Annotated in this window: 9 protein-coding genes; 1 reads left to right on the top strand and 8 read right to left on the bottom strand. The window is 71.7% G+C overall.

All coding sequences use genetic code 11. From position 1 onward, the window contains the following. Window positions 1-27: 27 nt before the first annotated feature. Both pruA and ACZ6ZN_RS32630 read right to left on the bottom strand, forming a co-directional pair. On the bottom strand, window positions 28-1,659 hold the full coding sequence (pruA, locus tag ACZ6ZN_RS32635) for an L-glutamate gamma-semialdehyde dehydrogenase (RefSeq protein ID WP_469651773.1): 1,632 nt from the start codon (window positions 1,657-1,659) through the stop codon (window positions 28-30). Between the two features lie 54 nt (window positions 1,660-1,713). After that, window positions 1,714-2,640, bottom strand: a complete 927-nt coding sequence (locus ACZ6ZN_RS32630; RefSeq protein ID WP_451879549.1) for a proline dehydrogenase family protein — start codon at window positions 2,638-2,640, stop codon at window positions 1,714-1,716. A gap of 192 nt (window positions 2,641-2,832) precedes the next feature. Here ACZ6ZN_RS32630 and ACZ6ZN_RS32625 point away from each other — a divergent pair, with 192 nt between their 5' ends. Beyond that, window positions 2,833-4,083, top strand: coding sequence for a PucR family transcriptional regulator (locus tag ACZ6ZN_RS32625; RefSeq protein ID WP_469651771.1), 1,251 nt, complete (start codon window positions 2,833-2,835; stop codon window positions 4,081-4,083). A gap of 136 nt (window positions 4,084-4,219) precedes the next feature. Here the strand turns inward: ACZ6ZN_RS32625 and serA are convergent, their stop codons facing one another. From serA to ACZ6ZN_RS32595, 6 genes are all read right to left on the bottom strand, one after another. Further along, entirely contained in the window at window positions 4,220-5,809 is a 1,590-nt protein-coding gene (serA, locus tag ACZ6ZN_RS32620; RefSeq protein ID WP_451879550.1) for a phosphoglycerate dehydrogenase, read from the bottom strand. Between the two features lie 256 nt (window positions 5,810-6,065). Further along, a complete protein-coding gene (ilvC, locus tag ACZ6ZN_RS32615; protein ID WP_398106423.1) occupies window positions 6,066-7,064 on the bottom strand; it encodes a ketol-acid reductoisomerase in 999 nt (332 codons plus the stop codon). A 121-nt stretch (window positions 7,065-7,185) separates the two neighbouring features. Then, window positions 7,186-7,710: an acetolactate synthase small subunit gene (ilvN, locus tag ACZ6ZN_RS32610; RefSeq protein ID WP_010048631.1), complete on the bottom strand. Its 525-nt coding sequence runs from the start codon at window positions 7,708-7,710 to the stop codon at window positions 7,186-7,188. 21 nt (window positions 7,711-7,731) lie between these two features. Next, window positions 7,732-9,579 carry an acetolactate synthase large subunit gene (locus ACZ6ZN_RS32605; protein WP_398106424.1) on the bottom strand — a complete coding sequence of 616 codons (1,848 nt, stop codon included), beginning with the start codon at window positions 9,577-9,579 and terminating at the stop codon, window positions 7,732-7,734. Between the two features lie 230 nt (window positions 9,580-9,809). Next, entirely contained in the window at window positions 9,810-12,827 is a 3,018-nt protein-coding gene (locus tag ACZ6ZN_RS32600; protein ID WP_469651768.1) for a putative bifunctional diguanylate cyclase/phosphodiesterase, read from the bottom strand. Between the two features lie 421 nt (window positions 12,828-13,248). Then, entirely contained in the window at window positions 13,249-14,199 is a 951-nt protein-coding gene (locus tag ACZ6ZN_RS32595; protein WP_469651766.1) for a 2-hydroxyacid dehydrogenase, read from the bottom strand. Window positions 14,200-14,246: the final 47 nt, after the last annotated feature.

The raw sequence follows: 14,246 nt of genomic DNA, 5'->3' as shown, positions 1-14,246 counted from the left end.
GACCCGGCCCGTCGGTGCGGCGGGGTGTCAGCCCATGTGCGGGTAGGTGTAGTCGGTCGGCGGGACCAGCGTCTCCTTGATGGCGCGGGTCAGGGTCCAGCGCATCAGGTTCTGCGGGGCGCCGGCCTTGTCGTTGGTGCCGGAGGCGCGGCCGCCGCCGAAGGGCTGCTGGCCGACGACGGCGCCGGTCGACTTGTCGTTGATGTAGAAGTTGCCGGCCGCGTAGCGCAGCTTGTTCGCCGTGTACGCGGCGGCCGCACGGTCGTTGGCGACGACCGAGCCGGTGAGGGCGTAGTCGGAGACGGCCTCCATCTGGGTCAGCATCGCGTCGTACTGGTCGTCCTCGTAGACGTGCACCGCGAGGATCGGGCCGAAGTACTCGGTGCGGAACACCTCGTTGTCCGGGTCGGTGCACTCGATGACGGTCGGGCGGACGAAGTAGCCCTCGGAGTCGTCGCAGGTGCCGCCCGCGACGATCGTGCAGGAGGCGTCCTCCCGGGCCCGGTCGATGGCGGCCTTGTTCTTGGCGAAGGCACGCTCGTCGATGACGGCGCCGATGAAGTTCGACAGGTCGGTGACGTCACCCATCTTGATGCCGTCGACCTCGGCGGCGAACTCCTCCTTGAAGCCGGAGTTCCAGATCGAGGCGGGGATGTAGGCGCGGGAGGTGGCGCTGCACTTCTGGCCCTGGTACTCGAAGGCACCGCGGGTCAGGGCCGTCTTCAGGATGGCCCGGTCGGCCGAGGGGTGGGCGACGAGGAAGTCCTTGCCGCCGGTCTCGCCGACGAGGCGCGGGTAGCCGCGGTACTTCTCGATGTTGGCGCCGACCGTCTTCCACAGGTACTGGAAGGTCTTGGTCGAGCCGGTGAAGTGGATGCCGGCCAGCTCGCGGTGCTCCAGGGCGACCTTGGAGACCTCGATGCCGTCGCCGGTGACGAGGTTGATGACGCCCTTGGGCAGACCGGCCTCCTCCAGCAGCTGCATCAGCAGCACGGCGGCGTGGGTCTGCGCCGGGGACGGCTTCCAGACGACGACGTTGCCCATCAGGGCCGGGGCGGTCGGCAGGTTGCCGGCGATGGCCGTGAAGTTGAAGGGCGTGATCGCGTAGACGAAGCCCTCCAGCGGACGGTGGTCCAGACGGTTCCACACGCCCGGGGCGTTGGCCGGCGGCTGCTCGGCGAGCAGCTGACGGGCGTAGGAGACGTTGAAGCGCCAGAAGTCGACCAGCTCGCAGGGCGTGTCGATCTCGGCCTGCTGGGCGGTCTTGGACTGGCCGAGCATGGTGGAGGCGGCGAGCGTCTCGCGCCAGGGCCCGGACAGCAGCTCGGCGGCGCGCAGGATGATCGCCGCGCGGTCGTCGAAGGACATCGCGCGCCAGGCGGGCGCGGCGGCCAGGGCCGCGTCGATGGCGTCCTGGGCGTCCGCCTGCGTGGCGTTGCGGTACGTGCCGAGCACGGCCTTGTGGTTGTGCGGCTGGACGACCTGGAAGGCCTCGCCGCCGCCCATCCGCTTCTCGCCGCCGATGGTGCAGGGCAGGTCGACCGGGTTGTCGGCCAGCTCCTTCAGCTTGGCCTCCAGCCGGGCCCGCTCGGGCGAGCCGGGGGCATAGCCGTGCACCGGCTCGTTGACGGGGGTGGGGACCTGGGTCACAGCGTCCATGTTTTCCGTAACTCCTTACTGAGCGGTGTGGCGGTCTCAGCCCGGGTCGAGCTGTCAGCCCTTGGTGAGCATCGAACGCGCGAAGAAGCGCAGGTTGGCCGGCTTCTCCGCGAGGCGCCGCATGAAGTAGCCGTACCAGTCGGTGCCGTACGCGGTGTAGACGCGCATGCGGTGTCCCTCGGCGGCCAGCCGGACGTGCTCCTCGGCGCGGATGCCGTAGAGCATCTGGAACTCGTAGTCGCCGGGCTTGCGCCCGGCCTGGTGGGCCAGCTCCTGGGCGATGGCGATCAGGCGCGGGTCGTGGGACCCGATCATCGGGTACCCCTCCCCCTCCATCAACGTCCGCAGGATGCGCACGTATGCCCGGTCGATCTCGTGCCTGTCCTGGTGGGCGACCGAGGCGGGCTCCTTGTACGCGCCCTTGACCAGGCGGACCCGGCTGCCGCTCGCGGCGAGGCGGCGGGCGTCGTCCTCGGTGCGGAACAGGTAGGCCTGGATGACGCAGCCCGTCTGCGGGAAGTCCTTCCGCAGCTCCTCGTGGATGGCGAACATCGAGTCGAGGGTGGTGTGGTCCTCGGCGTCCAGGGTGACCGTGGTGCCGATCTCGGCGGCGGCCTCGACGACGGGACGGACGTTCTCCAGGGCCAGCTCGTGGCCGCCGTCCAGGGCCTGGCCGAACATCGACAGCTTGACCGACATCTCGGCGCGGGTGCCGAGCTCCAGCGGCTTGAGGCGGTCGATCAGCTCCAGGTAGGCGTCCCGGGCGGCGGCGGCCTGCTCCGGGGTGGTGATGTCCTCGCCGACGACGTCCATCGTCAGCTCCAGGCCCCGCTCGGACATCTCGCGGATCACCGGGACGATGTCGTCGACGTCCTCGCCCGGGATGAAGCGGTCGACGACCTGCTTGGTCACCGGGGCCGCCGAGATCAGGCGTCGCATCCGGTCGCTGCGAGACGCGGCGAGAATCACGGGACCCAGCACGGGGCACCTCCAGGAGCACAAGCAACGTGAAGGCCGGACCCCTCGCGGGCGACGCGTCGGGTACGGCACGGAGAACCACCGTGAAACCTAAGGATCCCTCCGATCGTCTGCCATCGACAGCTGTCACGCATCCGTGCCGCAGATCTCAGACAGTTGTATGAAGGGTCGGCCGTGGTGAGGGACAATGCCCGGGTGACACCGGAACACAGGGGTGACTACCAGGAGCTGGTCGACGAGATCTCGGAGCTGCTGGGGGCGCCCGCGACGCTGGAGAACCGCGACTTCGAGCTGATCGCCTTCGGCGCCTACGACAGCGAGGGCGACCTCGACCCCTCGGCGCTGGACCCGGTGCGCACCCGCTCGATCCTCACCCGCCGCTCGACGGCCGCGGTCCGGGCCTGGTTCGAGGGCTTCGGCATCACCCGTGCGACCCGGCCGGTCCGCATCCCGCCCACCCCGGAGGCCGGCGTCTACCGGGGCCGGATCTGCCTCCCGGTCCGCCACCGGGGCGTGGTGCACGGCTACGTCTGGCTGCTGGACGACGACCCCGGCCCCGGCGAGCGGCAGCTGTCCGCCGCCATGGAGGTGACGGCCCGCATCGGCGCCCTGCTCGCGGACGAGGCCCAGCACGGCGCCGACCTCAGCCGCGAGCTGAGGGCGGTCCTCACCGCCGAGCGCGGCTGGCCCCGGGACATGGCCGTGGCCGAGCTGCGCACCGCCCTCGGCGCCCGCGCCGACGCGCTGCACACGGTGGTGTGCGTCGCCCCCTGGCCGTCGGCGGACCCGGACGACGCGCCCTCAGGGCGTGCCGTCCCGGGGGCGACGGCGCTGTGCACCCTGCCGTGGGGCGCCGCCTCGCAGTGCCTGGCCGTACTGATCCGGCTGCGTTCCCCCGAGGTGCTGACCCCGGCGGCCACCGCGGCGGCACGGCTGCTCGACCGGGCCCGCACGGGAGGCGGTTCCGGGGGGCCGCTCCAGGGACCGGCGCGGCCGGCGAAGGGCCCGGCCCCGGCGGGCCCGGCCGCCGCGGGCGGGCCCGCGGCCGGGGTGGCCGCCCCCCGCGCCGGTCTCGCCGAGCTGGGCACCGCCTGGTGGGAGGCGTCGGCGGCGGCCCGGGCGGCACTGGCCGAGCCCCGGCTGGGGCCGGTCGCGGAGTGGGCGTCGATCGGGCCGTACCGGCTGCTGACCTCCCTGCCCCCGGAGGTCGTCCACGACCCCGTCGCGCGCACCCTGCTCGCACCCGTCCACCGCGAGCTCGCCCGGACGGCCGAGGTCTACCTCGACTGCGCCGGCCAGGCCGCCCGGGCCGCCGCCGAACTGGGCGTCCACCGGCAGACCTTGTACTACCGCCTGTCCCGGATCGAGAAGCTCACCGGCCTCGACCTCGACGACGGCGAGGACCGCCTGCTGTTGCACATGGCCCTGAAGGCACACCGCCTCTGAGCCGGGGCGCCGGCTCCCCGCGGGTACGGCAAGACGCCGGACAGGCCGATCAGCTCGGCCCGTCCGGCGTCCAGGAGCGCATCCCGCTGCCGGGGAAAGGTCCCGGGGGCCTCGGCCCCCGGTTCACCCGGAAGGGTCAGACCAGGTTCACGGAGCGGGCCGACGTCGCGCCGATCTCCGCCGCCACCTCGGCCAGCACCGCGGACGTCACCGTGTCGTCCACGGTCAGCACCGCCAGCGCCTCGCCGCCGGCCACCGCACGGGACACCTGCATGCCCGCGATGTTGAGGCCCGCCTCACCGAGGATGCGGCCCACCGTGCCGACGACGCCCGGCCGGTCCTCGTAGCGCAGGACCAGCATGTGGTCGGCGAGCGCGAGGTCGACGTCGTACTCGCCGACGGCGACGATCTTCTGCAGGTGCTTGGGACCGGCCAGCGTGCCGGAGACCGACACCTCCTCGCCGTCGGCGAGGGTGCCGCGCACCGTGACGACGTTGCGGTGGTCGCTCGCCTCGGAGCTGGTCGTCAGGCGCACCTCGACCCCGCGCTCCTGCGCGAACAGCGGGGCGTTGACGTAGGACACCGTCTCGTCGACGACGTCCTCGAAGACGCCCTTGAGGGCGGACAGCTCCAGCACCTTCACGTCGTGCTGGGTGATCTCGCCGTACACCTCGACGTCCAGGCGGACCGCGACCTCGCCGGCGAGCGCGGTGAAGATGCGGCCGAGGCGCTCGGCGAGCGGCAGGCCCGGCTTGACGTCCTCGGCGATGACACCGCCCTGCACGTTCACCGCGTCCGGCACGAGCTCGCCGGCCAGCGCCAGGCGCACCGAGCGGGCCACGGCGATACCGGCCTTCTCCTGCGCCTCGTCGGTGGAGGCACCGAGGTGCGGGGTCGCGACGACCTGGTCGAACTCGAACAGCGGGGAGTCCGTGCAGGGCTCCTTCGCGTACACGTCGAGACCGGCGCCGGCGACCCGGCCCTCCTTCAGCGCCGAGTACAGCGCCTCCTCGTCGACGATGCCGCCGCGCGCGGCGTTGACGATGCGCACGCTCGGCTTGACCTTGCGCAGCGCCTCGTCGCCGATGAGGCCCACGGTCTCGGGCGTCTTGGGGAGGTGGACGGTGATGAAGTCGGAGACCTCCAGCAGCTCGTCCAGCGACAGCACCTTCACGCCCATCTGGGCGGCGCGGGCGGGCTGGATGTAGGGGTCGTAGGCGACGACCTTCATGCCGAACCCGGACATGCGCTGGGCGACCAGCGCGCCGATGCGGCCGAGACCGACGACGCCGAGGGTCTTCTCGGCGAGCTCGACGCCCGTGTACTTGCTGCGCTTCCACTCGCCGTTCTTCAGCGCGGCGTTGGCCTGCGGGATGTGGCGGGCGGTGGCGACGAGGAGACCGCAGGCCAGCTCGGCGGCGGTCACGATGTTCGAGGTGGGGGCGTTGACGACCATCACGCCGGCCTTGGTGGCGGCGGAGACGTCCACGTTGTCCAGGCCGACGCCGGCTCGTGCGACGACCTTGAGCCTGTTCGCGGCCGCGATCGCCTCGGCGTCGACCTTGGTGGCCGAGCGGATCAGGATCGCGTCGACCTCGGCGATGGCGGGCAGCAGCTCGGTGCGGTCCGCGCCGTTGCAGTGCCGGATCTCGAAGTCCGGGCCCAGGGCGTCGACGGTGGCGGGCGACAGCTCTTCAGCGATGAGTACGACGGGTTTCGAGCTCACGTGAGTCCTCACAAGTCCAGTGCTGCGGACGGCCGTCCCGACGGCCGCAGGCGGTGGAGGGGTGCTTGCCGCGTGGAAGACGCACGACGCTGTGGGCCTGACGCGTATGTAGTGCTGCAGTCTAGTGGCGCCGGGGGCGTCGTCTCGCGCCCCTGCGGAAGGATCACCCGGACGAGAGACGCCGAAGTGGAGCGGTCCGGGCGAAGCCCTGTGGCGGCGCCCCCCTGCCGGGTGCCACCGCCACAGGACCCGGAGGTCACGCCTCCTCGTTCACCCACGACATGAGCTTGCGCAGCTCCTTGCCGGTGGTCTCCAGCAGGTGCTCGCTGTCCTGCTTTTTGTACTCGTTGTACTTCTTCAGACCGCCGTGGTACTCGTCCATCCAGTTCTTGGCGAAGGTGCCGTCCTGGATCTCGGCGAGGACCTGCTTCATCTCGGCCTTGGTGGCGTCGGTGATGATGCGCGGGCCGGTGACGTAGTCGCCCCACTCGGCGGTCTCGGAGATCGACCAGCGCATCTTCTCCAGGCCGCCCTCGTACATGAGGTCCACGATCAGCTTCAGCTCGTGCAGGCACTCGAAGTAGGCGATCTCCGGCTGGTAGCCGGCCTCCGTCAGGGTCTCGAAGCCCGCCTTGACCAGGGCCGCGGTGCCACCGCACAGGACGGCCTGCTCACCGAACAGGTCGGTCTCGGTCTCCTCGGTGAAGGTCGTCTTGATGACGCCGGCACGGGTGCCGCCGATGCCCTTGGCGTAGGACAGGGCCAGCTGGAAGCCGTTGCCCGTGGCGTCCTGCTCGACGGCGGCGATGCACGGAACGCCGCGGCCCTCCTCGTACTGGCGGCGGACCAGGTGGCCCGGGCCCTTCGGGGCGACCATGCAGACGTCGACGCCGGCCGGGGGCTTGATGAAGCCGTAGCGGATGTTCAGGCCGTGGCCGAAGAACAGGGCGTCGCCGTCGTTCAGGTTCGGGGCGATGTGCTCCTCGTAGACCTGCGCCTGGATCGGGTCCGGGACCAGGATCATGATGACGTCGGCCTCGGCGGCGGCCTCCGACGGGCTCACCACGCGCAGGCCCTGCTCCTCGGCCTTGGCCTTGGACGTGGAGCCCTCGTGCAGACCGACGCGGACGTCGACACCCGAGTCACGGAGCGACAGCGCGTGGGCGTGGCCCTGGCTGCCGTACCCGATGACCGCGACCTTGCGGCCCTGGATGATGGACAGGTCGGCGTCGGCGTCGTAGAACAGCTCGGCCACTTTGGGTTCTCTCCTCGGGAGTGCAGGTGTTGCGTCCCACCGTATGACGGGGGGCGGAAGGGAAGCGTGAGGGTCTCGGGATGCGGGCGGGCGGCGGTGCGCCGACCGCCCGCTTCGGTGCTCAGGCCGATCGGTCCAGAGCGCGCAGCGACCGGTCCGTGATGGAACGGGCACCGCGGCCGATCGCGATCGTGCCGGACTGCACGAGCTCCTTGATGCCGTACGGCTCCAGCATCTTGAGCATCGCGGAGAGCTTCTCGCCGGAGCCGGTGGCCTCGATGGTGACGGCCTCCGGGGAGACGTCGACGGTCTTGGCGCGGAACAGCTGGACGATCTCGACGATCTGGGAGCGCGTCTCGTTGTCGGCGCGCACCTTCACCAGGACGAGTTCGCGCTGGACGGCCTGCGACGGCTCCAGCTCGACGATCTTCAGCACGTTGACGAGCTTGTTGAGCTGCTTGGTGACCTGCTCCAGCGGCAGGTCCTCCACGCCGACGACGATGGTGATGCGGGAGATGTCGGGGTGCTCGGTGACGCCCACCGCGAGCGAGTCGATGTTGAAGCCGCGGCGGGAGAACAGGGCGGCGATCCGGGCCAGGATGCCGGGGGTGTTCTCCACCAGGACGGAGAGCGTGTGCTTGGACATGGTCTTTTACGTCTCTCTCGCTCAGTCGTCTTCGTTGTCGCCGAAGTCGGGGCGGACGTCCCGGGCGGCCATGATCTCGTCGTTGGAGGTGCCGGCGGCGACCATCGGCCACACCATCGCGTCCTCGTGGACGACGAAGTCCACGACGACCGGGCGGTCGTTGATGGAGTTCGCCTCCTCGATGACCTTGTCCAGGTCGGCCGGGTCCTCGCAGCGGATGGCGTAGCAGCCCATGGCCTCCGACAGCTTGACGAAGTCGGGGACGCGGGTGCCCCGGGCCCCGGGGTTGACGTCGTCCGGGCCGGAGTGCAGCACGGTGTTGGAGTACCGCTGGTTGTAGAAGAGGGTCTGCCACTGGCGGACCATCCCGAGGGCGCCGTTGTTGATGATGGCGACCTTGATCGGGATGTTGTTCAGGGCGCAGGTGGCCAGTTCCTGGTTGGTCATCTGGAAGCAGCCGTCGCCGTCGATGGCCCAGACGGCCTTGTCCGGCGCCCCGGCCTTGGCGCCCATGGCGGCCGGGACGGCGTAGCCCATGGTCCCGGCGCCGCCGGAGTTGAGCCAGGTGCCGGGCTTGTCGTACTGGATGAAGTGGGCGGCCCACATCTGGTGCTGGCCGACGCCCGCGGTGAAGATCGTGCCCTCCGGGGCGAGCTGCCCGATGCGCTCGATGACTTGCTGTGGGGAGAGGGAACCGTCGCCGGGCTGGTCGTAGCCGAGCGGGTAGGTCTCGCGCCAGCGGTTCAGGTCGTTCCACCACATCCCGTAGTCGCCCTGGTGACCCTCGCTGTGCTCCTTCTGCACGGCCTGGATCAGGTCGGCGATGACCTCGCGGGCGTCCCCGACGATCGGCACGTCCGCGGCGCGGTTCTTGCCGATCTCGGCCGGGTCGATGTCGGCGTGGACGATCTTGGCGAGCGGGGCGAAGCTGTCCAGCTTGCCGGTGACGCGGTCGTCGAAGCGGGCGCCCAGGGCCACGATCAGGTCGGCCTTCTGCAGGGCCGTCACCGCGGCCACCGAGCCGTGCATGCCCGGCATGCCCAGGTGCTGCGGGTGCTGGTCGGGGAACGCCCCGAGCGCCATCAGCGTGGTGGTGACGGGTGCGCCGGTCAGCTCGGCGAGGACCTTCAGCTCGGCGGTCGCCTTGGCCTTGAGCACACCGCCGCCGACGTACAGCACGGGCCGGCGGGCGGAGGTGATCAGCTTGGCGGCCTCGCGGATCTGCTTGGCGTGCGGCTTGGTCACCGGGCGGTAGCCGGGCAGGTCCATGGCCGGCGGCCAGGAGAAGGTCGTCCTCGCCTGGAGGGCGTCCTTGGCGATGTCGACCAGGACCGGGCCGGGGCGGCCGGTGGAGGCGATGTGGAAGGCCTGCGCGATGACCCGCGGGATGTCCTCGGCCTTGGTGACGAGGAAGTTGTGCTTGGTGATCGGCATGGTGATGCCGACGATGTCCGCCTCCTGGAAGGCGTCCGTGCCGATCGCCTTGGACGCCACCTGCCCGGTGATCGCGACGAGCGGCACCGAGTCCATGTGCGCGTCGGCGATCGGCGTGACCAGGTTGGTGGCGCCGGGGCCGGAGGTCGCCATGCAGACGCCGACCTTGCCGGTGGCCTGCGCATAGCCCTCGGCCGCGTGGCCGGCGCCCTGCTCGTGCCGGACCAGGACGTGGCGCACCTTGGTGGAGTCCATGAGCGGGTCGTACGCCGGGAGGATGCAGCCGCCGGGGATGCCGAATACCGTGTCGGCGCCGACCTCCTCGAGAGAGCGGATGAGGGACTGCGCGCCCGTGACGTGCTCGGGGGCGGAGTGCTGTCCTCCGGATCGGGGCCGGGGCTGCGGGTGGTGGGCCCCGGTGGCCTGCTCGGTCATCGGCAATCTCTTCTCAGATGCTGAGGGTTTTTGCGAGGTTTGGGCGGTGCTGTCCTGCCGCACGGCAGGTGCTCGTGCAACAAAAAACCCCTCGTGCCGTAAGGCAAGCGAGGGGAGCGCGCCGGGTGGGGTCGCTGAGCGGTCGAGGCTCAGCGTCAGCCGACGCGCTTTCCAAGTACGAGAATTCGGGTGCGCATGGCAATGACCCTCCCCCCGGCACGCACTCACTGTCAAGTGGGTGGGACGGGAGTCTCATTATGTGAGCGGAGGGCCGTCCCACCGCCGATGACGGCGGACACGCCGGAGCTGTACAGACGCGGGGTGCCGCCCGCGAACGCCGGCTCGGCCGGCGCGTTGGGCACCGGGTAGCGGCCGCCGGCCAGTGCCCGGCGCAGCCGGTACTCGTCGAGCGGCCCGGAGAACGCCATGCCCTGTCCGTGCGTGCAGCCCATCGCGCGCAGGGCGGCCACCTGCTCGGGCAGATCGACCCCCTCGGCCACGGACTGGAGCCCGAGGTCGCCGGCGATCCGCAGCAGCCCGCTGGTGATCTTGTGCAGGCGAGCCGACTCGACCACGCCGTCGACGAGGTCGCGGTCGAGCTTGAGCACGTCCACGGGCAGCCTCCTGAGGGCCGTGATCGCCGCGTAGCCGCTGCCGAAGCCGTCGAGCGCGATCCGTACGCCCACCCGCCGCAGGGCCGCCAGGCGCCGCTCCAGCTCGTCCAGGGAGATCCTCGGGTCGGCGTCGGACAGCTCGATGATCAGCGCGCCGGACGGCAGCCCGTGCCGGGTGAGCAGGGCCTCGATCGAACCGAGCGGCATCGACGTGTCCAGCAGCCGCCGGGCGCTCATCCGGACCGCGACCGGTACGGCCGGTCCCGTGCCGTGCCGCTCGGCGGCCTGCGCGACCGCCTCCTCGATCATCCAGCGGCCCAGTTCGGCCGTTCTGCCGCCGTCCTCCGCCACACGCAGGAACTCCGCCGGGGTGAAGAGCACCCCCTGGGAGGAGCGCCAGCGCGCCTGTGCGGCCACCGACGTGATCCGGCCGTCCTCCAGGCACACCACCGGCTGGTGCAGCAGGGCGAACTCGCCGTCGTGCAGGGCGGCCCGCAGCCGGGTGGCCAGTTCGGCCTTGCGCACCACGTCCTGCTGCATCTGCGGCCGGTACAGCTCCACGCGCCCCTTGCCGCCGGCCTTGGCCCGGTACATGGCCAGGTCGGCGTTGCGCAGCAGCTCGCCCGCGCCGAGGCCGGGCTCGGCGAAGGCGACGCCGATGGAGGCGTTGACCCGGACATCGTTGCCGTCGATGAGGTACGGCTGGGACAGGGTGGTCCTGAGGCGGTCGGCCAGCTCCAGGATGTGCCGCTCCCTCGCGTCCCGGTCGCGGGTGTGGTCCCCGACGATCAGGGCGGCGAACTCGTCCCCGCCGAGCCGGGACGCCGTGTCGCCCTGCCGTACGGAGTCCTGGAGCCGGCGCGCGGCCTGGACGAGGAGTTCGTCCCCGGCCTGGTGCCCGATCGTGTCGTTGACGGCCTTGAATCCGTCGAGGTCGATGAAGAGCACGGCCGTGTTGCGCAGGGCCAGGCCCCGGTCGGAGGCGCGGCGGCCGGACAGGGCGTGCTGGACGCGCTTGGTGAACAGGGCGCGGTTGGGCAGGTCGGTGAGCGGGTCGTGCTCGGCGTTGTGCTGCAACTGGGCCTGGAGCCGGACCCGTTCGGTCACGTCCCGGCAGTTGAAGATCAGGCCGCCCTGGTGGCGGTTGACGGTCGACTCGACGTTCAGCCAGCCGCCCTCGCCCGAACGGAAGCGGCACTCGATGCGCGTGGTGGGTTCCTCGACGGGGTGGGCGGCGAGGAAGCGCCGCACCTCGTGCACGACGCAGCCGAGGTCCTCCGGGTGGATGAGACCGGCCAGTTCCGTGCCCACCAGGTCCTCGGCGGGCCGGCCGTAGACCCCGGCGGCGGCGGGCGAGACGTATCTGAGGACACCGCTGGGGGCGGCGATCATGATGACGTCGCTGGAGCCCTGCACCAGGGAGCGGAAGTGGTTCTCCTTCTGGGCCAGTTCCTGGGTGAGGGTGATGTTGTCCAGCAGCATGATGCCCTGGCGCACGACGAGCGCGAGCACCACCGTGCCGCCGGTGAGCAGGACCACGCGGTCGACGCTGCGGCCGTTGAGGACGTTGTAGAGGATCCCCAGGGTGCACACGGCTGCCGCGAGGTACGGCGTGAGGGCGGCGAGGGAGCCGGCGATGGGCCGGGCCGCCGTGTACCGGACGGACTCGTGGCCCGGTCCCGCCGGGGCGGGGTGTGCGCCGCCGCGCTGGCCCGGCACATGCTCGTGCACCACGCGCGAGTGCGTCTCGGCACCGGCCCGGTCGGGCCCCGGGCGGTCGCCCTCCGCGGTGCGGGGCGCGACCCAGGGGGCGTAGGCCAGGAGCAGCGAGCCGGCGAACCAGCCCGCGTCGAGCAACTGGCCGGAGCGGTAGCCGTGGTGCAGCAGCGGAGAGGTGAACAGGGCGTCGCACATCACGGTGAGCGCGAGGGCGCCGATGGCGGTGTTGACGGCCGAGCGGTTCACCGCCGAGCGCCGGAAGTGCAGCGCGAGCACCATGCTGACCAGGGCGATGTCGAGCAGCGGGTACGCCAGCGAGAGCGCGGTGTGCGCCACGCCCGGCCCTTCGGATTTCGCGGCCTGGGCGAGGGCGAGGCTCCAGGCCAGCGTCAGCAACGAGCCGCCGATCAGCCAGGCGTCGAGCCCGAGGCAGACCCAGCCGGCCTTGGTCACCGGCCGTTTGGCGAGCACGAGCAGCCCGACGATCGCCGGCGGCGCGAAGCAGAGGAAGAACAGGTCGGCGTAGCTGGGGCTGGGCACGGGCAGTCCCAGGACCACCTCGTACCACCCCCAGACCAGGTTGCCCAGGGACGCCATGGCCGAGGAGAGGCCGAACAGCAGCCAGGCGGGCCGGAAGCGGGTGTGGCGGCTGCGGGCGTACAGGAAGCACGAGACCGCCGCGGCGGCTGCCGCCGCGCTGAGCCCGAAGTCGCCCATGATCAGGGCCAGTCGGCTCGAACCCCAGCCGACGGCGGCACCGACGGCGTAGCCCGCGCAGGCCAGGGCGAGGACGAGCTGGAGGGCCGGGCCCGGCCGAGGGCCGGGGGCCGGGACACGGGGCGGCTGCACGGTCCGGGACGGAGGCTGTGCCCGCAGCGTTCCGTCCAGCGTGGGGGTCGTCGGGGGCGCGCTCACCGGGCCCTCCCGGTTCGCGCCGCGCCCGGGTCCCGCGGTCCCCGGTGGACCGGCTGGGCCTGCCGTCGGCGGACGCCGGCCCTGCGGTGGTGGCTGTGCTGGGTGTGGTGGTCGCTGTGACGGGTGCGGTGGCCGCCGTGATCGGCGCGCCGGCCGCGGCTGCCCGCGGCCGTCCGCCCGGGTCGCCGCCGGCCGCCCCGCCCCGTCGGATCGCTCGTCCATAGGCCGTGCATCGCCTGTCGCCCCCCTCACAGTCCGAAGTGCTCGTCCCCGGCGCCGAACGGTCCCCGGCGCAGCCCCTGTCGGGACGATACACCAGTCTCGTCACACAGGGACATAGGTTCTCTACGCTCCGTGACGATCAACAGATATATGAGTACCCACCGCACCTGGAAGGTTGCGGACGGTACCCGAAGGTCGGTCAGTCGGTTGGTGCACCCGTCGTGAGAACCACGTTCCGGAGCGGCTCCCGGTTCACGTAACGGCTCAACTGGTCCACCAGGAGCCGCCGGGCGCGCGGGAGGAACGCGGAGGTGGGTCCGCCCGCGTGCGGGCTGATCAGTACCCCCGGCGCACGCCACAGGGGGTGTTCGCGCGGGAGGGGCTCGGGGTCGGTGACGTCGAGGGCCGCGGTGATCCGGCCGCTGTCGACCTCGGCGAGCAGGGCCTTGGTGTCGACGACGGGTCCGCGGGCGACGTTGACCAGCAGGGCGCCGTCCTTCATCCGGGCCAGGAAGTCGGCTCCCGCCAGGCCGCGGGTGGCTTCGGTGAGCGGCGTGGAGAGGATGACGACATCCGCCTCGGGCAGCAGCGCGGGCAGGTCGGTGAGCGGGTGCACCGGCCCGCGCGCCGTCGTGCGCGCGGAGCGCGCGACGCGCGCCACCCGCGCCACTTCGAACGGAACGAGCCGGTCCTCGATGGCGGCGCCGATCGATCCGTAGCCGACGATGAGGATGTTCCGGTCGGCGAGCGCGGGCCGGAACCCGCCGAGCCACTCGCCCCGTTCCTGCGCGCGCACGAAGTCGGGCAGCCCGCGCAGCGAGGCCAGGACCAGCGCCAGGGTGAGTTCCGCCGTGCTGGCCTCGTGCACCCCGCGCGCGTTGCACAGCCGCACCCCGGGCCGCAGGCCCCGAAGGCCCGGCTCGACGTGGTCGATCCCGGCGGACAGCGTCTGCACCACCTCCACCCGGCGCATCCCGGGCAGCGGGCGTACGCACAGCGCACTGGGCTTCATATAGGGGACGACGTAGAAGGCGCAGTCGGCCGGGTCCGCGGGGAAGTCCTGCGTCCCGTCCCAGAAGTGGTAGTCCGGACCCTCGGGGAGTCCCTCGATCTCGTCCGGCGGGATGGGCAGCCACACGTCAGCAGTCATGCCCCGGAGGCTATGTCAGGGCCGCGCCACGGCAGAGGTTAGGTTGG

The organism is Streptomyces sp. NPDC053665 (assembly GCF_055585285.1).
Note: the sequence above shows the minus strand (reverse complement) of the source record. Positions and strands in the feature narration are given on the sequence as shown.

Bases quoted from the DNA above. Each gene is read 5' to 3' on its own strand.
- pruA (WP_469651773.1), bottom strand. From the start codon at position 1,659: ATGGACGCTGTGACCCAGGTCCCCACCCCCGTCAACGAGCCGGTGCAC.
- ilvN (WP_010048631.1), bottom strand. From the start codon at position 7,710: ATGTCCAAGCACACGCTCTCCGTCCTGGTGGAGAACACCCCCGGCATC.
- ACZ6ZN_RS32605 (WP_398106424.1), bottom strand. From the start codon at position 9,579: ATGACCGAGCAGGCCACCGGGGCCCACCACCCGCAGCCCCGGCCCCGA.
- ACZ6ZN_RS32595 (WP_469651766.1), bottom strand. From the start codon at position 14,199: ATGACTGCTGACGTGTGGCTGCCCATCCCGCCGGACGAGATCGAGGGA.